24 protein-coding genes are annotated in these 24,187 nt (G+C 61.4%); 13 read left to right on the top strand and 11 right to left on the bottom strand.

Annotation, left to right across the window (positions count from 1 at the left end; translation table 11 throughout):
- Positions 1 to 3: 3 nt before the first annotated feature.
- From thiE to AB4O08_RS16180, 3 genes are all read left to right on the top strand, one after another.
- Positions 4 to 627: a thiamine phosphate synthase gene (gene thiE / locus AB4O08_RS16190; RefSeq protein WP_198581172.1), complete on the top strand. Its 624-nt coding sequence runs from the start codon at positions 4 to 6 to the stop codon at positions 625 to 627.
- Positions 628 to 644: 17 nt separating this feature from the next.
- Positions 645 to 1,928, top strand: coding sequence for a glutamate-1-semialdehyde 2,1-aminomutase (hemL, locus tag AB4O08_RS16185; RefSeq protein ID WP_010206765.1), 1,284 nt, complete (start codon positions 645 to 647; stop codon positions 1,926 to 1,928).
- 225 nt (positions 1,929 to 2,153) lie between these two features.
- On the top strand, positions 2,154 to 2,708 hold the full coding sequence (locus AB4O08_RS16180) for a tetratricopeptide repeat protein (RefSeq protein WP_010206766.1): 555 nt from the start codon (positions 2,154 to 2,156) through the stop codon (positions 2,706 to 2,708).
- 128 nt (positions 2,709 to 2,836) lie between these two features.
- On the opposite strand, the gene AB4O08_RS16175 is transcribed toward AB4O08_RS16180, so the two are convergent.
- The gene (locus tag AB4O08_RS16175) at positions 2,837 to 3,163 is read right to left on the bottom strand and encodes a DUF1820 family protein (RefSeq protein ID WP_003194436.1); all 327 of its coding nucleotides are present in this window, start codon (positions 3,161 to 3,163) and stop codon (positions 2,837 to 2,839) included.
- 131 nt (positions 3,164 to 3,294) lie between these two features.
- Between AB4O08_RS16175 and miaB the strand changes: the two genes are divergently transcribed.
- From miaB to lnt, 5 genes are all read left to right on the top strand, one after another.
- Positions 3,295 to 4,623, top strand: coding sequence for a tRNA (N6-isopentenyl adenosine(37)-C2)-methylthiotransferase MiaB (miaB, locus tag AB4O08_RS16170; protein ID WP_021492966.1), 1,329 nt, complete (start codon positions 3,295 to 3,297; stop codon positions 4,621 to 4,623).
- Between the two features lie 230 nt (positions 4,624 to 4,853).
- Entirely contained in the window at positions 4,854 to 5,858 is a 1,005-nt protein-coding gene (locus AB4O08_RS16165) for a PhoH family protein (protein ID WP_010206770.1), read from the top strand.
- On the top strand, positions 5,851 to 6,309 hold the full coding sequence (ybeY, locus tag AB4O08_RS16160) for an rRNA maturation RNase YbeY (RefSeq protein ID WP_010206771.1): 459 nt from the start codon (positions 5,851 to 5,853) through the stop codon (positions 6,307 to 6,309). Before AB4O08_RS16165 ends, ybeY begins: the two co-directional genes overlap by 8 nt.
- A 41-nt stretch (positions 6,310 to 6,350) precedes the next feature.
- Positions 6,351 to 7,190 (top strand): HlyC/CorC family transporter, encoded by an 840-nt coding sequence (locus AB4O08_RS16155; RefSeq protein ID WP_010206772.1) that lies wholly within the window; start codon positions 6,351 to 6,353, stop codon positions 7,188 to 7,190.
- 8 nt (positions 7,191 to 7,198) lie between these two features.
- Positions 7,199 to 8,722, top strand: coding sequence for an apolipoprotein N-acyltransferase (lnt, locus tag AB4O08_RS16150; protein WP_010206773.1), 1,524 nt, complete (start codon positions 7,199 to 7,201; stop codon positions 8,720 to 8,722).
- Positions 8,723 to 8,848: 126 nt separating this feature from the next.
- On the opposite strand, the gene AB4O08_RS16145 is transcribed toward lnt, so the two are convergent.
- Positions 8,849 to 9,610: a YdcF family protein gene (locus tag AB4O08_RS16145; protein ID WP_010206774.1), complete on the bottom strand. Its 762-nt coding sequence runs from the start codon at positions 9,608 to 9,610 to the stop codon at positions 8,849 to 8,851.
- 98 nt (positions 9,611 to 9,708) lie between these two features.
- Positions 9,709 to 10,026, bottom strand: coding sequence for a hypothetical protein (locus tag AB4O08_RS16140; protein ID WP_021492967.1), 318 nt, complete (start codon positions 10,024 to 10,026; stop codon positions 9,709 to 9,711).
- Positions 10,027 to 10,288: 262 nt separating this feature from the next.
- Here AB4O08_RS16140 and leuS point away from each other — a divergent pair, with 262 nt between their 5' ends.
- The 5 genes from leuS to AB4O08_RS16115 all read left to right on the top strand — a co-directional run bounded on the left by leuS (position 10,289) and on the right by AB4O08_RS16115 (position 16,446).
- Positions 10,289 to 12,895, top strand: coding sequence for a leucine--tRNA ligase (gene leuS, locus AB4O08_RS16135; RefSeq protein WP_010206776.1), 2,607 nt, complete (start codon positions 10,289 to 10,291; stop codon positions 12,893 to 12,895).
- Positions 12,896 to 12,983: 88 nt separating this feature from the next.
- On the top strand, positions 12,984 to 13,589 hold the full coding sequence (locus AB4O08_RS16130) for an LPS-assembly lipoprotein LptE (RefSeq protein ID WP_010206777.1): 606 nt from the start codon (positions 12,984 to 12,986) through the stop codon (positions 13,587 to 13,589).
- Between the two features lie 39 nt (positions 13,590 to 13,628).
- The gene (holA, locus tag AB4O08_RS16125; RefSeq protein WP_460114219.1) at positions 13,629 to 14,666 is read left to right on the top strand and encodes a DNA polymerase III subunit delta; all 1,038 of its coding nucleotides are present in this window, start codon (positions 13,629 to 13,631) and stop codon (positions 14,664 to 14,666) included.
- Positions 14,667 to 14,894: 228 nt separating this feature from the next.
- Complete coding sequence (arfA, locus tag AB4O08_RS16120) at positions 14,895 to 15,059, top strand: alternative ribosome rescue factor ArfA (protein WP_003176285.1); 165 nt, start codon at positions 14,895 to 14,897, stop codon at positions 15,057 to 15,059.
- Between the two features lie 61 nt (positions 15,060 to 15,120).
- A complete protein-coding gene (locus tag AB4O08_RS16115) occupies positions 15,121 to 16,446 on the top strand; it encodes a lytic murein transglycosylase (protein WP_010206779.1) in 1,326 nt (441 codons plus the stop codon).
- 130 nt (positions 16,447 to 16,576) lie between these two features.
- On the opposite strand, the gene AB4O08_RS16110 is transcribed toward AB4O08_RS16115, so the two are convergent.
- The 8 genes from AB4O08_RS16110 to rodA all read right to left on the bottom strand — a co-directional run bounded on the left by AB4O08_RS16110 (position 16,577) and on the right by rodA (position 24,161).
- Complete coding sequence (locus AB4O08_RS16110; RefSeq protein ID WP_044287938.1) at positions 16,577 to 17,497, bottom strand: S66 peptidase family protein; 921 nt, start codon at positions 17,495 to 17,497, stop codon at positions 16,577 to 16,579.
- A gap of 155 nt (positions 17,498 to 17,652) precedes the next feature.
- Positions 17,653 to 18,654, bottom strand: a complete 1,002-nt coding sequence (gene lipA, locus AB4O08_RS16105; protein WP_162098517.1) for a lipoyl synthase — start codon at positions 18,652 to 18,654, stop codon at positions 17,653 to 17,655.
- A 26-nt stretch (positions 18,655 to 18,680) separates the two neighbouring features.
- Positions 18,681 to 19,328, bottom strand: a complete 648-nt coding sequence (lipB, locus tag AB4O08_RS16100; RefSeq protein ID WP_010206783.1) for a lipoyl(octanoyl) transferase LipB — start codon at positions 19,326 to 19,328, stop codon at positions 18,681 to 18,683.
- Positions 19,328 to 19,603, bottom strand: coding sequence for a DUF493 domain-containing protein (locus AB4O08_RS16095; protein WP_010206784.1), 276 nt, complete (start codon positions 19,601 to 19,603; stop codon positions 19,328 to 19,330). Before AB4O08_RS16095 ends, lipB begins: the two co-directional genes overlap by 1 nt.
- Positions 19,604 to 19,687: 84 nt before the next feature.
- On the bottom strand, positions 19,688 to 20,845 hold the full coding sequence (locus AB4O08_RS16090; protein ID WP_010206786.1) for a D-alanyl-D-alanine carboxypeptidase family protein: 1,158 nt from the start codon (positions 20,843 to 20,845) through the stop codon (positions 19,688 to 19,690).
- Positions 20,846 to 21,025: 180 nt separating this feature from the next.
- Positions 21,026 to 22,030 carry a septal ring lytic transglycosylase RlpA family protein gene (locus AB4O08_RS16085; protein WP_010206787.1) on the bottom strand — a complete coding sequence of 335 codons (1,005 nt, stop codon included), beginning with the start codon at positions 22,028 to 22,030 and terminating at the stop codon, positions 21,026 to 21,028.
- Positions 22,030 to 23,040, bottom strand: coding sequence for a lytic murein transglycosylase B (gene mltB / locus AB4O08_RS16080; protein ID WP_010206788.1), 1,011 nt, complete (start codon positions 23,038 to 23,040; stop codon positions 22,030 to 22,032). Before mltB ends, AB4O08_RS16085 begins: the two co-directional genes overlap by 1 nt.
- Positions 23,041 to 23,057: 17 nt before the next feature.
- Positions 23,058 to 24,161: a rod shape-determining protein RodA gene (gene rodA, locus AB4O08_RS16075; protein WP_042570827.1), complete on the bottom strand. Its 1,104-nt coding sequence runs from the start codon at positions 24,159 to 24,161 to the stop codon at positions 23,058 to 23,060.
- Positions 24,162 to 24,187: the final 26 nt, after the last annotated feature.

The raw sequence follows: 24,187 nt of genomic DNA, 5'->3' as shown, positions 1-24,187 counted from the left end.
CCGATGAAACTACGTGGCCTTTACGCCATTACCGACAGCCAACTGCTGGCCGGGAAATTCCTCGCCTACGTCGAAGCCGCGTTGGACGGTGGCGTGACCCTGCTGCAGTACCGCGACAAAAGCGGCGACGAAGCCCGGCGCCTGCGTGAAGCGGAAAAGCTGCGGGAGCTGTGCTCGCGCTATAAGACCCAACTGATCATCAACGACGACGCTGAACTGGCCGCGCGCCTCGGCGTCGGCGTGCACCTGGGCCAGACCGACGGCCCGCTGACCCCGGCCCGGGCCCTGCTCGGCTCCAAGGCGATCATCGGTTCCACCTGCCACAGCCAGATCGAACTGGCCGAGCAGGCGGCCAAGGAAGGCGCCAGTTATGTCGCCTTCGGCCGCTTCTTCAATTCCAACACCAAGCCTTGCGCGCCTGCCGCGACCGTGGAGATGCTGGCCCAGGCCCGCACACGTTTGCAGCTGCCAATCTGCGTGATCGGTGGCATCACCCTGGAGAACGCCGAGCCCTTGGTGGCCCATGGCGCCGACCTGCTGGCGGTGGTGCACGGCCTGTTTGGCGCCGACAGCACCCAGGAAGTCACGCGCCGCGCCCGTGCGTTCAACGCCCTTCTTAAGATTTGATTTCAGAGAGCCCGATCATGTCCCGTTCCGAAACGCTGTTTGCCAATGCCCAGAAACACATCCCCGGCGGTGTGAACTCCCCCGTGCGTGCGTTCAAGAGCGTGGGCGGCACGCCGCTGTTCTTCAAGCACGCCGAAGGCGCCTACGTCACCGACGAAGATGACAAACGCTACGTGGACTATGTCGGTTCCTGGGGCCCGATGATCCTCGGCCACAGCCACCCGGACGTGCTGGATGCGGTGCGCAAGCAGCTGGAACACGGCCTGTCCTACGGCGCGCCGACCGCCATGGAAACCGAGATGGCCGACCTGGTCTGCTCGATCGTACCGTCGATGGAAATGGTGCGTATGGTCAGTTCCGGCACCGAAGCCACCATGAGCGCGATCCGCCTGGCCCGTGGTTTCACCGGCCGCGACAGCATCATCAAGTTTGAAGGCTGCTACCACGGTCACTCCGACAGCCTGCTGGTGAAAGCCGGTTCCGGCCTGCTGACCCAAGGCGTGCCAAGCTCCGCCGGTGTGCCGGCGGCATTCGCCAAACACACGCTGACCCTGCCGTTCAACGACATCGCCGCCGTCGAGCAGATGCTCAATGAAGTGGGCAAGGACGTGGCGTGCATCATCGTCGAGCCGGTGGCCGGCAACATGAACTGCGTACCACCGGCACCAGGCTTCCTCGAAGGCCTGCGCGCGCAGTGCGACAAACACGGCGTGGTGCTGATTTTCGACGAAGTGATGACCGGTTTCCGCGTCGCGCTCGGCGGCGCCCAGGCTCACTATGGTGTCACGCCGGACCTGAGCACTTTCGGCAAGATCATCGGCGGCGGCATGCCGGTGGGCTGCTTCGGCGGCAAGCGCGAAATCATGCAACACATCGCGCCGTTGGGCCCGGTGTACCAGGCGGGCACTTTGTCGGGTAACCCGCTGGCCATGGCCGCCGGCCTGACCACCCTGCGCCTGATCAGCCGCCCGGGCTTCCACGCCGAGCTGACCGACTACACCACGCGCCTGCTGGACGGCCTGCAACAGCGCGCCGATGCCGCCGGCATCCCCTTTGTTACCACCCAGGCGGGCGGGATGTTCGGCCTGTATTTCAGCGGTGCCGACGACATCGTGACGTTTGATGACGTAATGGGCAGCGACGCCGATTTGTTCAAGCGTTTCTTCCACTTGATGCTGGAAGGCGGTGTGTACCTGGCGCCAAGCGCTTTCGAAGCCGGCTTCACCTCGATCGCCCATGGCGAAGCCGAGCTGAAGTTGACCCTCGATGCCGCCGAGCGCGCCTTTGCTGCACTGAAATAATTGGCCGAAAAAATCAGGCACCGCGCAAACGGTGTCTGATTTGCTACTTTGCTTACAGAGATTTCCGCGTTTTTTAGAGAAATCACCTGCAATCCGGCAGATAACTTGCCCAAGCAGCAGAAAAACGAGTAAAGACTTTGTAAGCAGAGGCCTGCTTATTTCATAATGCGCGCTTATTGGATCCCCCGAGGATCCGCGCGCCCCGTCAGAGGTAAGTCGATTCCCATGAAACGCACCGGCCGCACCCTGGTTCTGGGCTGCCTGTTGCTCCTTCAGCCGCTGCTGGCGCATGCACAAGCAGGCGGCAACTCGTTGTTAATCCCAGCGATGGGTCGTTGCACCCTCAATACCCAGCCAGACAGCCAGGCCGAAGCCTTGAGCGCGTGCCAGAAACAGGCCGACGGCGGGGATGCGCAGGCGCAATACGAGTTGGGCGAGTACTTCCACGACAGTAAAAACCCGGCCCGCGACCTCAACAAGGCGTTGAGCTACTTCGAGAAAGCCTCGTTGCAAGGTCACGCCCAGGCGCAATTCGAGCTGGGCAACATGTTCTTCAAAGGCGAAGGCGTGCCGGCCAATAACGTGCAGGCGTACATCGTGCTGAAAATGGCCGCGGTCAACGGCGCCGAAGACGCGCTGGACACGGCCGACGAAGTCGCCGAGCACATGCAGCGCGATGAACTGGAAGTCGCCACCCAGGTGTTGGGCCAGATTTTCCGCAATTACCTGCAGGAATTGCAGAGTGCCGATGGGCGCTCGCCGTTTTCACCCCTGCCCTGAGTCTTTGGTGCTTTTTAGGGCCTATTCGCGAGCAAGCCCGCTCCCACATTTGACTGCATTCCAAAGCTGGAACTCATCACGTGTGGGAGCGGGCTTGCTCGCGAATAGGGTCGACGCGGTCTAAAGCCCTACTTCTCCGGCATCGGCATCGGAAACGGCATGACATTGCTGGTGCCCCGCGCCTCGCTGATCTTCGGCGTACCCAGGCGCTCGACCTCATCGATGCGCACGATCGAATGCATCGGCACAAAACTGCGCACCACGCCTTCAAATTGAGCCTTGAGCTTCTCTTCGCCCGGATCGACGACCAACTGGGTGCGCTCGCCAAAGACGAACTCTTCCACTTCCAGGAAGCCCCACAGATCACTTTGATAGATCTGCTTGGCGTACATTTCGAACACCTGGCCCTGGTTGAGGAAAATCACCTTATAGATTGGAGCTTCACGTTTGGTCATGGTGGGCGAACAACACATCGGGGATATAAAAGAGGGCGCGAACTATAGCATGGCACCCGATGCACAACGCTAGGAACCAATGGGCATGCCCCCTATAATGCGCGGTTCTTTACCACCAGTTGACGATTCCCATGGCCAAGAAGCTTTATATCGAAACCCACGGTTGCCAGATGAACGAGTACGACAGCTCGCGCATGGTCGATCTGCTGGGCGAACACCAGGCCCTGGAAGTCACCGCCCGCGCCGAAGATGCCGACGTGATCCTGCTCAATACCTGCTCGATCCGCGAGCGGGCCCAGGACCGTGTTTACTCGCAGCTGGGCCGCTGGCGTGAATTGAAACTCGCCAACCCGGACATGGTGATCGCCGTCGGCGGTTGCGTGGCCAGCCAGGAAGGCGCGGCGATCCGCGACCGCGCGCCCTATGTCGATGTGGTCTTCGGCCCGCAGACCCTGCACCGCCTGCCGGAAATGATCGACGCCGCACGCTTCACCAAGCTGCCGCAGGTCGACGTGTCATTCCCTGAAATCGAAAAATTCGACCACTTGCCCGAGCCGCGCATCGATGGGCCAAGCGCCTACGTATCGGTCATGGAAGGTTGCAGCAAGTACTGCACCTTCTGTGTGGTGCCCTACACCCGTGGCGAAGAAGTCAGTCGGCCATTTGACGACGTGCTGTCGGAAATCATCCACCTGGCCGAAAACGGCGTGCGTGAAGTGACCTTGCTGGGCCAGAACGTCAATGGCTACCGCGGTTTGACCCACGACGGTCGCCTGGCCGACCTGGCGGAATTGATCCGCGTGGTCGCCGCCGTGGACGGTATCGAACGCATCCGCTACACCACCTCGCACCCGCTGGAGTTCTCCGACAGCCTGATCCAGGCCCACGCCGAAGTGCCGGAACTGGTCAAGCACCTGCATCTGCCGGTGCAATCGGGCTCGGACCGCATCCTCTCGGCCATGAAGCGCAACCACACGGCCCTGGAATACAAATCCAAACTGCGCAAACTGCGCGCGGCGGTGCCGGGTATCTGCATCAGCTCGGACTTCATCGTCGGTTTCCCTGGCGAAACCGAGAAAGACTTCCAGCAGACCATGAAGCTGATCGAAGACGTCGGTTTCGACTTTTCCTACTCGTTTGTGTACAGCCAGCGCCCGGGCACCCCGGCGGCGGACCTGCTGGACGAAACCCCGGAGGCGTTGAAAAAGGAGCGGTTGAACGCACTGCAACATCGCCTCAACCAACAGGGTTTCGAAATTAGCCGACAAATGGTCGGCTCGACCCAGCGCATCCTGGTCACCGATTACTCGAAGAAAGACCCGGGTGAGTTGCAGGGGCGCACCGAGAACAACCGCATCGTCAACTTCCGCTGCGACAACCCGACCCTGATCGGCCAATTTGCCGATGTGCACATCGATGCAGCGCAGCCACACTCGTTGCGCGGCTCGCTGATCAACTGATCTCGCGGACCGGATGAAGATCAAAATGTGGGAGCTGGCTTGCCTGCGATAGCGATGTATCAGTGCCCTATGTGCCAACTGACCCACCGCTATCGCAGGCAAGCCAGCTCCCACAGGAGTTCTTCATGGTTATCGAGAGTGGGGCCAGGCTATTTAAGTGCTTTCGCACACCGGCGCCTGGCGTTATTCTCTCTTTCACCTCAACAGCCAAAGGGCGGCTAAAAGCGACCTTGAACGCACCCATAGCAGAACCCCATCGTTTTATCCTCGAGCCATTTGAGGCTCGCCGTTTCGCCAATCTGTGCGGACAGTTCGACGAGCACCTGCGCCTGATCGAACAACGCCTGAGCATCGAGATCCGCAACCGCGGCAATCAGTTCGAGCTCATTGGTGAACCCCAACACACCACGTCTGCAGAAAACCTGCTGCGCCGTCTCTACCGCGAAACCAAGGGCAGTGAGCTGTCGCCGGAAACGGTGCACCTGTACCTGCAGGAATCGGCGGTTGAAGACCTGGCCAACAACCCTGTGGCCGAAGCCAGCGTGGCCCTGCGTACCAAAAAAGGCATGATTCGCCCCCGCGGCTTGAATCAGCAGAAGTACGTCAAGGAAATCCTCGGCAACGACATCAATTTCGGCATCGGCCCTGCCGGTACCGGCAAGACCTACCTGGCCGTGGCCTGCGCGGTCGACGCGTTGGAGCGTGAGCAAGTGCGCCGCATCCTGCTGGTGCGCCCAGCGGTCGAGGCCGGCGAAAAGCTCGGTTTCCTGCCCGGTGACCTGGCCCAGAAGATCGACCCGTACCTGCGCCCGCTCTATGACGCGCTGTACGAGATGCTCGGCTTCGAATACGTGGCCAAGCTGATCGAACGCCAGGTGATCGAGATCGCCCCGCTGGCCTACATGCGCGGTCGTACCTTGAACAACAGTTTCATCATCCTCGATGAAAGCCAGAACACCACTGTCGAGCAAATGAAGATGTTCCTCACCCGGATCGGCTTCGGCTCCACTGCGGTGATCACCGGCGACATCACCCAGGTCGACCTGCCCAAGGGCACCAAGTCGGGCCTGGGCCAGGTGATCGAGGTGCTCAAGGACGTGCCGGGCATCAGCTTCACGCACTTCATGCCCAAGGATGTGGTGCGCCACCCGCTGGTGCAGCGCATTGTCGAGGCCTACGAGCGCTTCGAACACCGCGACGATGGTTTGTCCAAGGATGTTCGCCGCGATGCTTGAGCTTGACCTGCAGCTGGCCACCGACGCGCCCGCCCCCAGCGAAGCACAGTTCCGCCAATGGTGCGCCCTGGCCCTGCGCCAGCGCACCGCCGACTCGGAACTGACCATTCGCCTGGTGGACGAGCCCGAGGGCCGCGAACTGAATCACACCTGGCGCCAGAAGGATTACGCGACCAACGTGCTGTCCTTCCCCGCCGACGTGCCGGATGAACTGCTGGATATCCCGTTGCTGGGCGATCTGGTCATCTGTGTCGCCGTGGTGGAGCGCGAGGCAAAAGAACAAGGCAAGGAACTAGAAGCCCATTGGGCCCATCTAGTCATCCACGGCTGCTTGCATCTCTTGGGTTACGACCATATAGACGATGACGAAGCCGAGGAAATGGAAACACTGGAACAAACGTTGCTTGCAGAATTGGGTCATCCGGACCCGTATGCCGACGACGAAGTTTAAAAACACTCAACTGTAACAATAAAGGATTCAGAGTAATCGCTATGAGCGAAGACCGATCGAGCAACGGGCAGAAGTCATGGCTGGGTAAACTGACCCAGGCTTTTGCCCACGAGCCGAAAAACCGCCAGGAGCTGCTTGAGCTGCTGCGCGAGGCCCATCAGAACAAGTTGCTGGACAGCGAAGCGCTGGCCATCGTCGAAGGCGCCATCCAGGTGGCTGACCTGCAAGTACGCGACATCATGGTCCCGCGCTCGCAGATGATCAGCATCAAGGCGACCCAGACCCCTCGGGAATTCCTCCCGGCCGTGATCGACTCGGCGCACTCGCGCTACCCGGTGATCGGTGAAAGCCATGACGACGTCATGGGCGTCCTGTTGGCCAAGGACCTGCTGCCGCTGATCCTCAAGGAGAACGGCGACAGCTTCAACATCAAGGACCTGCTGCGTCCGGCCACCTTCGTGCCCGAATCCAAGCGCCTGAATGTGTTGCTGCGCGAATTCCGCGCCAACCACAATCACATGGCAATCGTGATCGACGAATACGGCGGCGTAGCCGGCCTGGTGACGATTGAAGACGTGCTGGAACAGATCGTCGGCGACATCGAGGACGAGCACGACGTTGAAGAAGACAGCTACATCAAGCCACTGCCCAGCGGTGACTTCCTGATCAAGGCGCTGACGCCGATCGAGAACTTCAATGAGTTCTTCGACAGCGAATTCTCCGATGACGAGTTCGATACCGTCGGCGGGTTGGTGATGAGTGCGTTCGGGCATCTGCCCAAGCGTAACGAAACCACCGAGATCGGCGCGTATCGCTTCCGCATCCTGAATGCCGATAGTCGTCGAATCCACTTGATCCGCCTGACCCCTATTGCCCGCTAAGGAATGACATGCAGCGCCTAACCCGCCCCGGCTGGCCCGGTAATCTGCTGGCCGTGGTGGCCGGTGCCATCACCACCCTGGCGTTGGCGCCGTTCGACGTGTGGCCATTTGCGCTGCTGGCGGTCGGACTGTTCTATATCGGGCTGCGGGACCTGAGCCCGCGCCAGGCCCTGGGCCGTGGCTGGTGCTTCGGTTTCGGCTTGTTCGGCGCCGGCACCAGCTGGATCTACTACAGCATCCACCACTTCGGCGGCGCTTCGGTGCTGCTGGCGGGTTTCTTGATGCTGCTGTTTACCGCCGCCATCGCCTGGTTCTTCGCGCTGCCCGCGTGGTTGTGGGCGCGCTGGTTGCGTCGTAACGAGGCCCCATTGGCGGATGCATTGACGTTTGCTGCGTTGTGGGTGGGCCAGGAAGCGTTTCGCGGCTGGTTCCTGACGGGGTTTCCGTGGCTGTACTCCGGCTACAGCCAGCTTGACGGCCCGCTGACGGGTTTGGCGCCCGTGGGCGGTATGTGGCTGATTTCCTTTGCCCTGGCACTCACGGCGGCGCTGCTGTGCAACTTGCCGCGCCTGCTGGCTGGCAAGCGCAACGCATTCATTGGTGCAGGCCTTGTATTACTGGTCGCACCCTGGGCGATCGGCCTGGCGCTCAAGCATCACGCCTGGACCAGCCCGTCTGGCGCGCCGCTGAGCGTGGCCGCCATCCAGGGCAACGTCGAACAAAGCATGAAGTGGGACCCGGAGCAGCTCAACGCACAGCTCGCGCTGTACCGCGACATGAGCTTCACCTCCAAGCCCGTCGACCTGCTGGTGTGGCCGGAAACCGCCGTGCCGGTGCTCAAGGAGTCTGTCGAAGGCTACCTGGGCATGATGGGCAAGTTCGCTGCCGACCGGCACACCGCGCTGATCACCGGCGTACCGATCCGCCAGGAAGTGCATCACCAGAAGCGCTACTTCAACGGTATCACCGTGGTTGGCGAAGGTGACGGCACCTACCTCAAACAGAAGCTGGTGCCGTTTGGCGAGTACGTGCCGCTGCAGGACATGCTGCGCGGCCTGATTGCCTTCTTCGATTTGCCAATGTCCGACTTCGCTCGCGGCCCGTCAGACCAGGCAATGCTGCAGGCCAAGGGCTATCAGATTGCGCCGTTCATTTGCTACGAAGTGGTGTACCCGGAATTCGCTGCCGGCCTGTCGGCCCAGAGTGATCTGCTGCTCACCATCAGCAACGACACGTGGTTCGGCCGCTCCATCGGTCCGTTGCAGCACCTGCAAATGGCGCAGATGCGTGCGCTCGAAGCCGGTCGCTGGATGATCCGCGCCACCAACAATGGCGTGACCGGCCTGATCAACCCGTTCGGTCAGATCACCGCGCAGATCCCGCAATTCGAACGCGGCATCCTCTACGGTGAAGTCGTGCCGATGCACAACCTTACGCCGTACCTGCAATGGCGCTCATGGCCGTTGATCATTGTGTGCCTGGGGCTGTTTGGCTGGGCGCTGCTGGCCGGTCGCATGGCCAAAACCGTCTGACAGACAAACGCAGACACCCAATGTGGGAGCGGGCTTGCTCGCGAATGCGGTGGATCAGTCAATACATTTGGTGACTGACACACCGCATTCGCGAGCAAGCCCGCTCCCACATTTTGATTTGCGGTGTTATTGGTAGAACACCCGATACCCCACCTGCCCCACCGCTTCATTGATCAACTGCCCGCTCTGCCACACCGACTTGAACTCCGGCATCCAACCACCCAGCGGCCGGGCGTTGTCCACGCCCAGGAAACCCACGGGCGCCGGGACCACGGTGAAACCGGCCTTTTCAAAGCTCCAGACCGAACGCGACATGTGCCAGGCCTGGGTCACCACCACCACGCGCTTGATACCTTCCGGCAATAGAATCTCGGCACTCATCTGCGCATTTTCCCAGGTCGTACGGCTGCGCTCTTCCTTCCAGCGTACGGTTACACCGAAATCATCCTGCATCGACACGGCCATCAACTCCGCCTCGCTGGGCGGTGTGCCGTAATGCAGGCCACCGGAGGTCAGCACCGGCAAACCGGAAGCCTCGGCCAAGCGTGCGGCGTAGCGCTGGCGCCCCAGGCCGATACCGGTGGGCTGGTCGGTGCCCCAGGCCGGGTCACCGCGTTCACGCCCCGAACCCAACACCACAATGGCGTCGGCGCGCTGGGCCAGGGTGCTCCAGTCCTCACGGGCCAACGGTGGCTCGCTTTCCAGGGCCCGGGCACCCCACTCCACCATCACCGGCAAGCTGATCAGCCACAGGCCACCCAGCCCCAGGGCGAAGCAGCACGCCGCCAAGCGCGGACGGCTGCGACGAAACCACCAGGCAAGGGCCAGCAACAGCAAAAGAATGCCGGGCGGCAGGAGCAGTTGTTTGATGAAGTAACGAATAGGCATCGGGCATCTCCATAGATGCCCGAAGCCTAAGGTGTAACGGGGTTTAGCGACAATCTTTACGGTGACATAGAGCGATGATGCAGTTCAGGGGGAGTGAACTACTTGTGGCGGGCGGACCGGAGTTTTTCCGCGCCACGACCGGCCGACAAGTCCTTGAGCCACACCACCTTGGCTGAATGCGTAGGCTCCTTGATTGGCGGGGTTGCCACCCAAGGAGGCGCACTGCGCCCATTGCGGTCCAGATAAGCATTGATCAGTTCCAGCTCCGCGCGGCTAAGCCCACGCAGTTCCAACTCAACAGGCCGTTCATCACGCAATCGGCCCGCTGTCCTCGCTGCATCCAATGCACGACCCAATCGGTCGATCAGTCCTTCGTAGATATCCGGTGTCGTTACGATTCGCTGCGATTCAACCATCCCCTCACCTCATTGAAGATATGACTCATTCCCCAATAAACAGCGTAGCCCCCATGGCTGCACCTGCCTGGCGCCGCGACAGACGGCCCTGCCTGCGCAATCAGGGTTTCCCTCGATAGAGTGGGGTCATGTATGCTACGGCGCTTCCTGTAACTCCACTTCCCGCAGGGTTTGGGCACGGACGCGCCGCTTTTTGGTGTCGATCAACCTGAATGTTGCACCGAAGAGGATTAGGCCACCCCTATTCAGTTCAAAAGTAGCCATGCACGAACAATATCAGCCCCGTGAAATAGAAAATGCCGCCCAAACCTTCTGGGACGAGCAAAAGTCCTTTGAAGTCAGTGAACAGCCAGGCAAGGAGACTTACTACTGCCTATCGATGTTCCCTTACCCCAGCGGCAAGCTACACATGGGGCACGTGCGTAACTACACCATCGGCGACGTGATTTCCCGTTACCAGCGCATGCAAGGCAAGAACGTCCTGCAACCCATGGGTTGGGACGCCTTCGGCATGCCGGCGGAAAACGCCGCGATGAAAAACAACGTGGCGCCCGCCAAGTGGACCTACGAAAACATCGCCTACATGAAAACCCAGCTGCGCAGCCTGGGCCTGGCGGTGGATTGGTCCCGCGAGGTGACCACCTGCAAGCCGGATTACTACCGCTGGGAACAATGGCTGTTCACTCGCCTGTTCGAAAAAGGCGTGATCTACAAAAAAAGCGGCACCGTGAACTGGGACCCGATCGACCAGACCGTCCTGGCCAACGAACAGGTGATCGACGGTCGCGGCTGGCGCTCCGGCGCGCTGATCGAAAAGCGCGAAATCCCGATGTACTACTTCAAGATCACCGCCTATGCGGATGAACTCTTGTCGAGCCTCGACGACCTGCCGGGCTGGCCTGAACAGGTCAAGACCATGCAGCGCAACTGGATCGGCAAGTCGAAAGGCATGGAAGTGCAGTTCCCGTACAACGTCGACTCGATCGGCGAAGCGGGCGCACTCAAAGTCTTCACCACCCGTCCGGATACCCTGATGGGCGCGACTTACGTCGCCGTGGCCGCCGAACACCCGCTGGCCACCCAGGCCGCACAGAACAACCCTGAGCTGCAGGCGTTCATCGCCGAATGCAAAGGTGGCAGTGTGGCCGAAGCCGACGTTGCCACCCAGGAGAAAAAAGGCCTGCCCACCGGTCTGTTCGTCGAGCACCCACTGACGGGCGAGAAGCTGCCGGTCTGGGTCGCCAACTACGTGCTGATGCACTACGGCGATGGCGCAGTAATGGCTGTGCCGGCTCACGACGAGCGCGATTTCGAATTCGCCACCAAATACAACCTGCCGATCAAATCCGTGGTGCGCACCAGCTCGGGCGATACCAACCCGGCCCCGTGGCAAGACGCCTACGGCGAGCACGGTGAACTGATCAATTCCGGCGAGTTCGACGGCCTGGACTTCCAAGGCGCTTTCGATGCAATCGAAGTTGCACTGATCAAGAAAAACCTCGGTGCCTCGCGCACCCAGTTCCGTCTGCGTGACTGGGGCATCAGCCGCCAGCGCTACTGGGGCTGCCCGATCCCGATCATTCACTGCGAAAGCTGTGGCGACGTGCCAGTACCGGAAGACCAACTGCCGGTTGTCCTGCCGGAAGATGTGGTACCGGATGGCGCCGGTTCGCCATTGGCGCGCATGCCCGAGTTCTACGAATGCAGCTGCCCGAAATGCGGCCAGCCTGCCAAGCGTGAAACCGACACCATGGACACCTTCGTCGAGTCCTCGTGGTACTACGCCCGTTACGCCTCGCCGCACTACGAGGGTGGCCTGGTGGAAAAATCCGCGGCCGATCACTGGCTGCCGGTTGACCAGTACATCGGCGGTATCGAACACGCCATCCTTCACCTGCTGTATGCGCGCTTCTTCCACAAGCTGATGCGCGATGAAGGCCTGGTGAGCTCCGATGAGCCGTTCAAGAACCTGCTGACCCAGGGCATGGTGGTCGCCGAGACTTACTATCGCCGAGAAGCCAATGGCGCCTATACCTGGTTCAACCCGGCCGACGTTGAGCTTGAGCGCGACAGCAAAGCCAAGGTCATCAGCGCCAAGCTGATCGCCGATGGCCTGCCGGTGGAAATCGGCGGCACCGAGAAGATGGCCAAGTCAAAGAACAACGGCGTTGACCCACAGTCGATGATCGATCAGTTCGGCGCCGACACCTGCCGCCTGTTCATGATGTTCGCCTCGCCGCCCGACATGAGCGCCGAATGGTCCGACTCCGGCGTCGAAGGTTCGCACCGCTTCCTCAAGCGCGTCTGGCGCCTGGCGCACGCCCACATCAGCCAGGGCCTGCCGGGCAAACTGGACGTGAACGCCTTGAGCGACGAGCAGAAACTGATTCGCCGCAGCACCCACCTGGCCATCAAGCAAGCCAGCCAGGACGTGGGCCAGAACCACAAGTTCAACACCGCCATCGCCCAGGTGATGACACTGATGAACGTGCTGGAAAAAGCACCACAAGCGACCGAACAGGATCGTGCACTGGTACAGGAAGGCCTGGAAACGGTCACCCTGCTGCTGGCACCGATCACGCCGCACATCAGCCACGACCTGTGGAACCGCCTGGGCCACAGCGAAGCCGTCATCGATGCACGCTGGCCGGTGCAGGATGACAGCGCCCTGGTACAGGACACGCTGCAACTGGTGATCCAGGTCAACGGCAAACTGCGTGGCCAGATCGACATGCCGGCTACCGCCAGCCGCGAAGACGTTGAAGCGGCTGCCCGCGTCAACGAAAACGTGCTGCGCTTTACCGAAGGCCTGACGATCCGCAAAGTGATCGTGGTGCCTGGCAAACTGGTCAATATCGTCGCTAGCTAATCGGATCGGGCGCAGGGCTTGAGCCCTGCGTCGAACAAAGCCTTCAGGGCCTCGATAAGGCCCACATGGTTTCAAGGGGAGCAACAAAATGATCAAACGCAATTTGCTGGTAATGGGCCTTGCCGTGCTGCTGAGCGCTTGCGGCTTCCAGCTGCGCGGCACCGGCACCAACGACCTGGCGATCAAGGAACTGGACGTCAGCGCCCGCAATGCCTACGGCGACACCGTGATTCAGTTGCGCCAGGTTCTAGAAAACAGCGGCGTGCACGTTTACACCGGCGCGACCTACAAGCTGTTCCTGGCTGATGAGAGAGAAACCCAGCGCAACCTGAGCTACGCCAGCGCCGGCCGTGCGTCGGACATCGAGTTGAGCACCGAACTGAGCTTCCAAATCCAGGGCCGCGACCATCTGCCATTGATGGGTGACAAGATCCAGGTCCAGAAGGTCGTGAGCCACGATGGCAACAACCTGGTGGGCTCGGACTCGGAAATCGTCCAAGTGCGCAAGGAAATGCGTCGTGAGCTGGTCCAGCGCATGATCCTGCGTCTGCAACTGCTGACGCCAGTGCAATTGGAAGCCCTGCAGCAGGCCGCTGACAACAAGGCCAAAGCCGACGCTGACGCGCTGAAAGCCGCCAAAGAGTACGAAGACAACACGCCGAAACAATCGCCTGTTGAAGTACCTGTCGAGTAAGCCGGACGGGGCGCCCCAAACGCCCCGTTCGCCCTGCCTATGAAACTCGCTTCCGCCCAACTCGCCAAACACCTGCAAGGTGGCCTTGCGCCTGTCTATATCGTCAGCGGCGATGACCCGCTGCTGTGCCAGGAAGCCGCCGACGCCATCCGCACCGCGGCACGCCAGCAAGGCTTCGACGAACGCCAGGTCTTCAGCGCCGACGCCAGTTTCGACTGGGGCACGCTGCTGCAAGCTGGCGCAAGCATGTCGCTGTTTGCCGAAAAACGCCTGCTGGAACTGCGCCTGCCTTCGGGCAAGCCTGGCGACAAAGGCGCTGCCGCCTTGATGGAATACTGCTCACGCCCGGCCGAAGACACGGTGCTGCTGATTAGCCTGCCCAAGCTCGACGGCAGTGCGCAGAAAACCAAATGGGGCAAGGCCTTGGTGGAAGGGGCCCACACCCAGTTCATCCAGATCTGGCCAGTGGACAGCAACCAGCTACCGCAGTGGATTCGCCAGCGCCTGTCCCAATCGGGGCTGTCGGCGACCCAGGATGCGGTGGAGCTGATCGCCGCCCGGGTCGAAGGCAACTTGCTTGCCGCCGCCCAGGAGATCGAAAAGCTCAAGCTGATGGCCGAAGACGGGCAGATTACCGTCGAGACCGTCCAGGGCGCCGTGGCGGATAGCGCACGCTTTGATGTGTTCGGACTGGTGGACGCGATCCTTAATGGCGAACCCGCCCACGCCCTGCGCATGCTCGAAGGCCTGCGTGGCGAAGGGGTGGAACCACCGGTGATTCTCTGGGCCCTGGCCCGTGAACTGCGCGTACTGGCCAATATTGCCCTGCAATACAGCCAGGGCACGCCGCTGGACAAGGCCTTCAGCCAAGCCCGGCCGCCGGTATGGGACAAGCGCAAACCGCTGATGAGCAAAGCGCTGCAGCGGCACTCGGCGCAACGCTGGGCGCAACTCTTGCTGGAAGCGCAGCGCATCGACGCACAGATCAAGGGCCAGGCGGCCGGTTCGCCATGGATGAGCCTGAGCCGTTTGTCGCTGTTGATGGCCGGCCAGCGCCTGACCCTCCCCGCCGAATAACACCCTCTTGAAACACCACGTTCCCCTCTGGGAGCCGAGCTTGCCCGCGATGCAGGCACCTCGGTTTTTCAGAGGCATCGAGCTGATGCTATCGCAGGCAAGCCACCTCCCACATTCACCGCGCTTACTTCAGCTTACGAAAACACCTACACATCGCCGGGCTTTACAGCGGCCCGACTTCGGCAGATGATTTGCACCGCTCCATCCCACCTGACGAGAGTACCGACCATGAGCAAAAAGCCATCCAAGCATGGCCCCAACAAGGCCAAATCCATCATCGCCCAGCCACTGTTCCGCAGCCGTCAGGAACGCGCCGGCAAGGGCAAAGGCAGCTACCGCCGCGAAGCCTTCCAGTCTAATAGCTGGGAGGCTTCTTACTTTCTGGCTGCCTGAAGGCAAGCGCCCCTCTGACATGATAAGGTCTGCACCTGATTTGTAATCCCTGGACCTGTGCATGCCCTCTAGTCTTTCCCATCGTTGGCACCTTCGCCAATTGATCGCTGCCTCCAGCCTCATTCTGCTCGTCGCCTGCGCGGAAAAACCGACCGCCGCCGACGCTCAACCCCTGCCCAAACTCCAGACCGCCCCCGTGGTAGCGCCCGCTGTCGTGGCCCCGCTGGCCGTGGACAATCTGGACATCCAACCGACCCAGACCTTCGCCGAATGGCAGGCGGGCTTTCGTGTGCAAGCCCTGCAGGCCGGCATCACCGCTGCCGTGTTCGACAACGCCTTCGCCAATGTCACCCCGGACATGGCGGTGATCCGGGCCGATCGCAGCCAGCCTGAATTTTCCCGCCCGGTGTGGGAGTACCTCGATGGCGCCCTCTCGCCACTGCGCGTACGTAACGGCCAGTCGCTGTTGATCAAGTACGCCGACATCCTGCAAAGCATCGAACAACGCTATGGCGTCGACCGCCAGGCATTGGTGTCGGTATGGGGGATGGAGAGCAACTTCGGCCAGTTCCAGGGCAATAACTCAGTGATCCGCTCACTCGCGACCCTGGCCTATGAAGGCCGTCGCCCAGCATTCGCCCAGGCGCAATTGCTGGCCGCGTTGCAGATCATCCAGCATGGCGATATCCAGGCCGACCAGATGAAAGGCTCCTGGGCCGGCGCCATGGGCCAGACCCAATTCATCCCGACCACCTACAACACCCACGCCGTGGACTTCGATGGCGACGGTCGCCGCGATATCTGGAACAGCCCGGCCGACGCCCTCGCCTCCACCGCACACTACCTGCAAAGCTCCGGCTGGCAGAAGGGCCAGCCGTGGGGCTTCGAGGTGAAACAACTGCCGGCGAATTTCGATTACGCGCTGGCCGATGGCGGCATCCGCAAGACAGTTGCTGAATGGCTGAAACTGGGCATCCAACTGCCGCCGGGCGCAACCCTGCCGCCGAACGTTGACCAACTGTCCGCTGCCTTGCTATTGCCGGCCGGTTACCGTGGTCCGGCCTTCCTGGTGCTGGATAACTTCCGTGCAATCCTCAAGTACAACAACTCGTCGTCCTACGCATTGGCGGTTGGCCTGCTGTCGGAACGCTTCGCGGGCGGTGGCGTGATTCGTGGCGATTGGCCGAAGGATGAGCTGCCATTGAGCCGCTCGCAGCGTATCGACCTGCAGACGGCCTTGAGTGCCAATGGCTATGACGCGGGCAACCCGGACGGCATTATCGGCGCCAATACGCGCAAGGCGATCCGTGCAGCGCAGCAAGCGCTGGGCTGGCCGGCGGATGGCTATCCGACGGTGAAGCTGCTGGAATCGTTGCAGAACCGCTAGATCGGCTTATGGCTGCCACCGCTTTCGCGAGCAAGCCCGCTCCCACATTTGACCGAGTTCCAACTTTGGAATGCTGACAAATGTGGGAGCGGGCTTGCTCGCGAAGGCGGTTTGTTAGGCGACAACAAGCTCAGGCCTTGAACACCACATCCTGCTCCAACACCACCCTCTTCTCCCCCGCATCCAGCCTGACCAACGCGCCCATCGGCAGCGTCAGATTCGGATCACAATGCCCGCTGCGCCAGCCTGACAGCACCGGAATGCGCAAGGGTTCGAAGGTCTGCTTGAGTAGGCGCTCCAGCGCGGCACCGTCCACCCCCGCCACATCCCCGACCAGCACACCGGCAACCTGCGCCAGCTTGCCCGCCAAACGCAGGTGCGTCAGCAGGCGGTCAATGCGGTAGATCGGCTCGTTGACGTCCTCGATCAGCAGGATGATGCCTTCTGCGTCGATCTCGAAGGGCGTGCCCATGACCGCCGCGATCATCGACAGGTTGCCACCCAGCAAGCGCCCACAGGCAATGCCAGGTTCGAGGGTGGTCAGCGGGTAAGCTGCCGGGTGCGCCAGCACGCTGCCAGCGCCCAATTGGCCGCGCAGCATGCTGAACAATGAAGACTCGGTAGGTTGCTGCTTGTCACCCAACAGGTCGGCGTTGAGCATCGGCCCGTGGAAGGTCACAAAACCGGCGTAGCGGCTGATTGCCAGGTGCAGAGCGGTTATATCGCTGTAGCCTACGAATGGCTTGGGGTTGGCGCGCAACAGGTCGAAGTCCAGGCTGTCGAGCAAGCGTGGCGTGCCGTAACCGCCACGCAGGCAGAAGATGGCGTCGATATCGGGGTTGGCGAAGGCGTTGTGAAGGTCGTTGAGGCGGGTTTTATCGCTGCCGGCGAGGTAGCCATCGCGTTCATAGACGCCGGGGAAGATCCGCAGGTCGTAGCCGCGAGTACGCATCCATTGGCCGGCTTTTTCGACGTCCAGGGTGGCGGGGCCGGCGGGGGCGATCAGGGCGATGGTGCCTTCGCTACGAAGGGCAGGAACGGCGGCGGTCATACACAACTCTCCCTAACTAACGCGGAGCGAAATGTGGGAGGGGGCTTGCCCCCGATAGCGGTGGATCAGCCAGCACATGTAGCGACTGACATACCGCAATCGGGGGCAAGCCCCCTCCCACACAAGCCCCCTCCCACACTGGGCCTGAACCCCGATCAGGAAACCAGGCTAGCCTTGACCAGCTTGGCCTGTTCATCAGCGTGATACGAGGAACGTACCAACGGCCCCGACGCCACGTTCTTGAAGCCCATCTTGTAACCTTCCTCGGCGAACCAGGCGAAGGTGTCCGGGTGCACGAAACGCTGCACCGGCAAGTGGCTGCGGGACGGTTGCAGGTACTGGCCCAGGGTCAGCATGTCGATGTCGTGTTCGCGCATGCGCTTCATGACTTCGATGACTTCTTCGTCGGTCTCGCCCAGGCCCAGCATCAGGCCGGATTTGGTTGGGATGTGCGGCATCATCTGCTTGAATTTCTGCAGCAGGGTCAGCGACCACTGGTAGTCCGACCCCGGACGCGCCGCCTTGTAAAGGCGTGGCACGGTTTCCAGGTTGTGGTTGAACACATCCGGTGGCTCGGCGGCGGTGATTTCCAACGCTACCTCCATGCGACCACGGTAGTCCGGCACCAGGGTTTCGAGCATCACGTTCGGCGACAGCTTGCGAATCTCGCGGATGCAGTCGGCAAAGTGCTGGGCACCGCCGTCACGCAGGTCGTCGCGGTCAACCGAGGTGATTACCACGTACTTGAGTTTCAGGTCGGCGATGGCGATGGCCAGGCTTTCCGGCTCGTTGACGTCCAATGGCTTCGGACGGCCGTGGCCCACGTCGCAGAACGGGCAACGACGGGTGCAGATGTCACCCATGATCATGAAGGTGGCGGTGCCGCCGGAGAAGCACTCGCCCAGGTTCGGGCAGGACGCTTCTTCGCACACGCTGTGCAGCTTGTGTTTGCGCAGCAAGGCCTTGATACGGTCGACTTCCGGCGAAACCGGGATGCGCACGCGGATCCAGTCAGGCTTCTTCGGCAGTTCGGTGGTCGGAATGATCTTCACCGGGATGCGTGCAACCTTCTCGGCGCCGCGCAGCTTGACGCCGGCTTCCACCTTGGCACGCGGGGCCGGGGCCGGACGTTCGGTAACGTCCACCGTCGGGATCATGGTTTGCACTGCATCAGTAGTCATAATCAGTCGATTCCGCCCGTAAGGGTCGTCTGCTCAGCATAGTCGAGGTGTTTGACGAGCTGCGCACGCAGCCGGGCACTTACCTCGGCAAATTTAATCGGTGTGGCATGGTCGCTCAGTTGCGTCATCGCCAACCCGGCATAGCCACACGGGTTGATGCGCCGGAACGGTGCCAGGTCCATGTCCACATTCAGGGCCAGGCCATGAAAGGAACAACCGTGGCGAATGCGTAAACCGAGGGAGGCGATTTTCGCGCCGTCCACGTACACACCGGGTGCATCGGGCTTGGCCGCGGCGCTCACGCCGTAACTGGCCAACAGCTCGATCAGGCAAGCCTCCATGCGGCTTACCAAGTCACGTACGCCGAACCCAAGCTTGCGAACGTCCAGCAGCAGATACGCCACCAGTTGACCCGGACCATGGTAAGTCACTTGACCCCCTCGGTCGACCTGCACCACCGGAATATCACCCGGCAGCAACAGATGCTCGGCCTTGCCGGCCTGCCCCTGGGTGAAGACCGGCGGGTGTTCCACCAACCAGATTTCATCGGGTGCCGACGTGCCGCGCTCGTTGGTGAACCGCTGCATGGCGTGCCAGACGGGCTCGTAGTCCATCCGGCCGAGCTCGCGAAAGCCCAGGACGTGAGACATCACAACACCATGTGCACGAAGCCCGTGGCCCGCAGTTCGCTGTTGATGTTGTAGAGCTGGTCTTGATCGATCGCAACGATGTGCAACTGGATCGTGGTGTATTTGCCGGTTGAACTGGATCGTTCGTCCACGCGCTGATCGTTGATCGTTGCGTGTTTACGCACGATCTCAAGGATCAGGTCTTTACGGCCGACACCGGTATCGCTGATCACCTTGATGGGATAGTCCACCACCGGGAATTCGATCTTTGGCGCCTTTACTTCTTTATCGGTCATGGCGTAACGGCCTCGTAAGCGTAAGCCGTGGCGACGGGCAAAGCCCCGCGTCGGATCAACGCGGGGCTTTGCAGGTGCACACTATCAGTTGAACAAGCTGTAGAAGAATAGACGGATGCTATCCCAGACGCGGCGGAAGATACCACCTTCGTCGACGGCGTCCAGGGCGATCAGGTCGGCGCTGTGCACCACTTTGTCGTCCAGCTTGACTTCGACCTTGCCGATCACATCACCCTTGGCGATTGGGGCAACCAATTGCGGGTTCATGGTCATGCTGGCCGCAAGCTTTTTCAGCTGGCCTTTAGGCATGGTCAGGGTCAGGTCGTCGGCCAGGCCGGCTTTGACCTGGGAGGTCGCGCCTTTCCACACTGGCGCGGTCGCCAGCTCAGCACCCTTCTGGTAGAAAGTCTGGGTTTCGAAGAAACGGAAACCGTAGGTCAGCAGCTTTTGCGTCTCGGCCGCACGGGCCTGCTCGCTGTTGGTGCCGAAGACCACGGCGATCAAGCGTTGGCCGTCACGGACAGCAGACGACACCATGCAGTAGCCGGCTTCGTCGGTGTGGCCGGTTTTCAGGCCATCGACGGTCTTGTCGCGCCACAGCAACAGGTTGCGGTTAGGCTGCTTGATGTTGTTCCAGAAGAATTCCTTCTGGGAGTAGATCGCGTAGTGCACCGGGTCGACGCGGATGATCGCGCGCGCCAGGATCGCCATGTCGTGAGCCGACGAGTAGTGCTCTGGGTTCGGCAGGCCGGTCGGGTTCATGAAGTGGCTGTTGGTCATGCCCAGGTCGGCCACGGTTTTGTTCATCATGTCGGCGAACGCGTCTTCGCTGCCGGCGATGTGCTCGGCCAGGGCGACGCTGGCGTCGTTACCGGACTGGATGATGATGCCGTGCAGCAGGTCGCTCACGGTGACCTGCGAGCCGACCTTGATGAACATCCGCGAACCGCCGGTACGCCAGGCGTTTTCGCTGACGGTGACCGGGTCGTTCTCGCCGATCTGGCCGCGACGGATTTCCAGGGTCGCGATGTAGGCGGTCATCAGTTTGGTCAGGCTGGCCGGCGGCAGGCGCTGGTCACCGTTGCTCTCGACCAGCACGTTGCCACTGGCGGCATCCATGAGGACCCAGGACTTGGCGGCCAGTTGCGGGGAAGCCGGCACCATTTCAACGGCCCAGGCGGCCGGGGTGATGATCAGCGAAAGAAGCAGGCACGTGCGTTTGGCTAAGGTGGTGATGTTCATCCGTCTCTCGAAATTGCTTATGGAAACTTGCCCTCGCGGGCAAAACTTATTCAGACAGCCCGTTGCCAGACTGTCGCGTGTTCGGTTGCCCGCTCACCCCTTGCCCCTGGGTTTTTATTGTTCAACGAGCCAACAACCAGGGTTCGAGCCCGCGCACGAGCCTGAACCATCAATGCTTACTTATTCTGAAGTGACCACGCTGGGTTGCCCCAGGTTGGCCATGCGTACGCTGTTCTGTACGTGAGCGACTTCGCTCGGCGAGCCGATCGGGCCCATGCGTACACGGTGCAATGTCTGCTGGTTACGCACGATGGAGCTGATAAACACCGGCGCGTTGACCATACCACTGAGCTTGGACCTTAACAGTTCTGCCGCATCCGGGTTGGCGAAAGCACCCACCTGCAGGTATTGCCCGCCGGCCATGGATGCGCCAGGCGCCGCATGGGGCACGACCACCGTATCAGGCGCGTGCTGTGCCGGCGGCGGCGTCCACTGCTCGATCTTGCCCGTGGAGGCCGTCACTTGCGGCTGTTGGGTTTGCGGCTCGTTGAGCATCAACGGCGCCGGCTTGCCACGCTGGGCCCAGTACTGGGCCGGGTCAATGCCTTCGACCTTGACGCGCGCGGTGCCGGTTTCGGCGTAACCGAGTTTCTTCGCGGCGGCGTAGGACAAGTCGATGATGCGGTCCGAGTAGAACGGCCCACGGTCGTTGACCCGCAGGATCACCGTGCGGTTGTTGTCCAGGTTGGTCACCCGCACATAGCTGGGCAGCGGCAACGTCTTGTGGGCCGCGCTCATGCCATACAGGTCATACACTTCGCCGTTGGCGGTGTTCTGGCCGTGGAATTTGGTGCCATACCAGGACGCCGTGCCCGATTGCACGTAGGTCTTGGACTCCTGCAGCGGGAAGTAGCTCTTGCCCAGCACGGTATAGGGGTTGGCCTTGTACGGGCCAGTGTGCAGGGTTGGCGTGGCATCCGGGATCTTTGACACGTCGACGTCCCACCACGGCGCGCCGTCTTTGTGCGCGCGGTTGATGTCCAGGCCTGGCTGGGCACGGACGACTGCGCCGCCGGACTTCTGCGCCGGCGCGCGGCTGTTGGTGGTGGAGCAACTGACGACCAGCAGGGACAACGCGGCGAACGCCACCAGCTTGAGCGGTTGATAGAACGGCGATGCCCGCATTACTTGTTGCCCCGTGCTTGGACCAGCATGTCTGACAGCTGATGCACGGCCATGGCGTACATCACACTGCGGTTATAACGCGTGATTGCGTAGAAATTCTTCAGGCCCATCCAGTATTCCGGACCGTTTTCGCCTTCGAGGCGGAACGCGGTGACCGGCATATCATCAGGCAGCGCATTCTGACTCGACCAGCCCAGCGCCCGCAACTCCCCGACCGTCTTGGCGGGCTCGATGCCCTGGGTCAGGCCTTCATCGGCACGGTCCCCGGTGACGTCGGCGCGGATCACCACCGGCTCGCCAGCGACCCAGCCATGGCGCTTGAAGTAGCTGGCCACGCTGCCGATGGCGTCGTCGGGGTTGCTCCAGATATTGATATGCCCGTCGCCGTCAAAATCCACCGCATAGGCGCGGAAACTGCTCGGCATGAACTGCGGCAAGCCCATCGCCCCGGCGTAGGAACCCTTGAGGGTCAGCGGGTCGACCTGTTCTTCGCGCGCCAGCAGCAGGAATTCACGCAGCTCCTTGCGGAAGAAGTCAGCGCGCGGCGGGTAATCAAAGCCCAGGGTCGACAAGGCGTCGATCACCCGGTAACTGCCGGTATTGCGCCCGTAAAAGGTTTCGATACCAATGATCGAGACAATCACCTGGGCCGGCACGCCGTATTCCTGCTCGGCGCGGGCCAGTACCGCCTCGTGCTGGCGCCAGAAGTCCACACCCCGCGCCACGCGGGCGTCGGTGAGGAACATCGGGCGGTATTCCTTCCACTGTTTCACGCGTTCGGCTGGGCGAGAGATGGCGTCGAGGATCGCCTGCTTCTTCTGGGCTTCGCGGAACACGCCCATCAGTTGTTCACCGGCGAAACCATAGTCGCGGGTCATTTCACCGACAAACTCGGCGACCTGGGGTGAACCATCGTAGTCACCGGCCTGCGCCTCTTGCGTTGCGCCCAGCAGCCCAATCAGGCCCATCCAGGACGCGTGCCGAGTCGCCCAGCCGCGCATTACTTGCATTGACATCTTCACCTTATTCAAACCTGCGCGATCCATTTACGATGCGTATGAATCGACATCAAAACCCCAAACGCTGACAGCAATGTCACCAGCGAAGTTCCGCCGTAGCTAATGAACGGCAACGGCACCCCAACCACCGGCAACAGGCCACTGACCATACCGATGTTGACGAAAACGTAAACAAAAAAAGTCATGGTCAAGGCACCGGCCAGCAATTTGCCGAACAGCGTCTGCGCCTGCGCGGTGATCACCAGGCCGCGACCAATCAACAGCAAATAGATCAGCAACAGCGCGCATATGCCCACCAGGCCGAACTCTTCGCCCATCACCGCAATGATGAAGTCCGTATGGCTCTCGGGCAAAAAGTCCAGGTGCGACTGGGTGCCCAGTAACCAACCCTTGCCAAATACTCCGCCGGAACCGATGGCGGCCTTCGACTGAATAATGTTCCAGCCCGTGCCCAACGGGTCGCTTTCGGGGTCGAGGAACGTCAGGATCCGCTGCTTCTGGTAGTCGTGCATAAAAAAGAACCACATGGCCACGGCCACGGGCACGGCGGCGGCCAGCACGCTGAGGATCCAGCGCCAGCGCAATCCGCCCATGAACAGCACGAACGCACCGCCCGCCAGGATCAGCAGCGAGGTGCCAAGGTCGGGCTGGCGCACGATCAGGATGAACGGCACCCCGATCAGAATCAGGCTGATCCCCACGTGCTTGAGCTGCGGCGGCAAGGTGCGCTTGGACAAGTACCAGGCGATGGTCGCCGGCATCAGAATCTTCATGAATTCCGACGGCTGGAAGCGAATCACCCCCGGGATGTTGATCCAGCGGGTCGCCCCCATGGCGTTGTGGCCCATCACGTCCACCACCACCAGCAGCAGCACGCCAGCGACATAACCGAGCGGCACCCATCGCGCCATGAAGCGCGGCTCAAGCTGGGCGATCACCACCATCGACAACAACCCCAGGCCGAACGACGACGCCTGTTTGATCAGCAGGTCCCAGTTCTTGCCACTGGCCGAATACAGCACGAACAGGCTCCCGGCCGCCAGGGTCAGCAGCAGGATCAGCAACGGGCCATCAATGTGCATGCGCTGCAGCAACGTCGCACGGCGACGCATCACATCCTCACTGGAGAGGATGCGGT

This window comes from Pseudomonas sp. H3_E07 (genome assembly GCF_054668895.1).
Note: the sequence above shows the minus strand (reverse complement) of the source record. Positions and strands in the feature narration are given on the sequence as shown.

Excerpts from the sequence above, each read along its gene's own strand:
- arfA (WP_003176285.1), top strand. The coding sequence starts at position 14,895 with ATGAGCAAAAAGCCATCCAAGCATGGCCCCAACAAGGCCAAATCCATC.
- leuS (WP_010206776.1), top strand. The coding sequence starts at position 10,289 with ATGCACGAACAATATCAGCCCCGTGAAATAGAAAATGCCGCCCAAACC.
- thiE (WP_198581172.1), top strand. The coding sequence starts at position 4 with ATGAAACTACGTGGCCTTTACGCCATTACCGACAGCCAACTGCTGGCC.
- AB4O08_RS16090 (WP_010206786.1), bottom strand. The coding sequence starts at position 20,845 with ATGAACATCACCACCTTAGCCAAACGCACGTGCCTGCTTCTTTCGCTG.
- AB4O08_RS16180 (WP_010206766.1), top strand. The coding sequence starts at position 2,154 with ATGAAACGCACCGGCCGCACCCTGGTTCTGGGCTGCCTGTTGCTCCTT.
- AB4O08_RS16085 (WP_010206787.1), bottom strand. The coding sequence starts at position 22,030 with ATGCGGGCATCGCCGTTCTATCAACCGCTCAAGCTGGTGGCGTTCGCC.
- holA (WP_460114219.1), top strand. The coding sequence starts at position 13,629 with ATGAAACTCGCTTCCGCCCAACTCGCCAAACACCTGCAAGGTGGCCTT.
- mltB (WP_010206788.1), bottom strand. The coding sequence starts at position 23,040 with ATGCAAGTAATGCGCGGCTGGGCGACTCGGCACGCGTCCTGGATGGGC.
- AB4O08_RS16095 (WP_010206784.1), bottom strand. The coding sequence starts at position 19,603 with ATGACCGATAAAGAAGTAAAGGCGCCAAAGATCGAATTCCCGGTGGTG.
- AB4O08_RS16130 (WP_010206777.1), top strand. The coding sequence starts at position 12,984 with ATGATCAAACGCAATTTGCTGGTAATGGGCCTTGCCGTGCTGCTGAGC.
- AB4O08_RS16115 (WP_010206779.1), top strand. The coding sequence starts at position 15,121 with ATGCCCTCTAGTCTTTCCCATCGTTGGCACCTTCGCCAATTGATCGCT.
- lipA (WP_162098517.1), bottom strand. The coding sequence starts at position 18,654 with ATGATCCCGACGGTGGACGTTACCGAACGTCCGGCCCCGGCCCCGCGT.
- AB4O08_RS16140 (WP_021492967.1), bottom strand. The coding sequence starts at position 10,026 with ATGGTTGAATCGCAGCGAATCGTAACGACACCGGATATCTACGAAGGA.
- miaB (WP_021492966.1), top strand. The coding sequence starts at position 3,295 with ATGGCCAAGAAGCTTTATATCGAAACCCACGGTTGCCAGATGAACGAG.
- AB4O08_RS16110 (WP_044287938.1), bottom strand. The coding sequence starts at position 17,497 with ATGACCGCCGCCGTTCCTGCCCTTCGTAGCGAAGGCACCATCGCCCTG.
- ybeY (WP_010206771.1), top strand. The coding sequence starts at position 5,851 with ATGCTTGAGCTTGACCTGCAGCTGGCCACCGACGCGCCCGCCCCCAGC.
- hemL (WP_010206765.1), top strand. The coding sequence starts at position 645 with ATGTCCCGTTCCGAAACGCTGTTTGCCAATGCCCAGAAACACATCCCC.
- AB4O08_RS16145 (WP_010206774.1), bottom strand. The coding sequence starts at position 9,610 with ATGCCTATTCGTTACTTCATCAAACAACTGCTCCTGCCGCCCGGCATT.
- AB4O08_RS16175 (WP_003194436.1), bottom strand. The coding sequence starts at position 3,163 with ATGACCAAACGTGAAGCTCCAATCTATAAGGTGATTTTCCTCAACCAG.
- lnt (WP_010206773.1), top strand. The coding sequence starts at position 7,199 with ATGCAGCGCCTAACCCGCCCCGGCTGGCCCGGTAATCTGCTGGCCGTG.
- AB4O08_RS16155 (WP_010206772.1), top strand. The coding sequence starts at position 6,351 with ATGAGCGAAGACCGATCGAGCAACGGGCAGAAGTCATGGCTGGGTAAA.
- lipB (WP_010206783.1), bottom strand. The coding sequence starts at position 19,328 with ATGTCTCACGTCCTGGGCTTTCGCGAGCTCGGCCGGATGGACTACGAG.
- rodA (WP_042570827.1), bottom strand. The coding sequence starts at position 24,161 with ATGCGTCGCCGTGCGACGTTGCTGCAGCGCATGCACATTGATGGCCCG.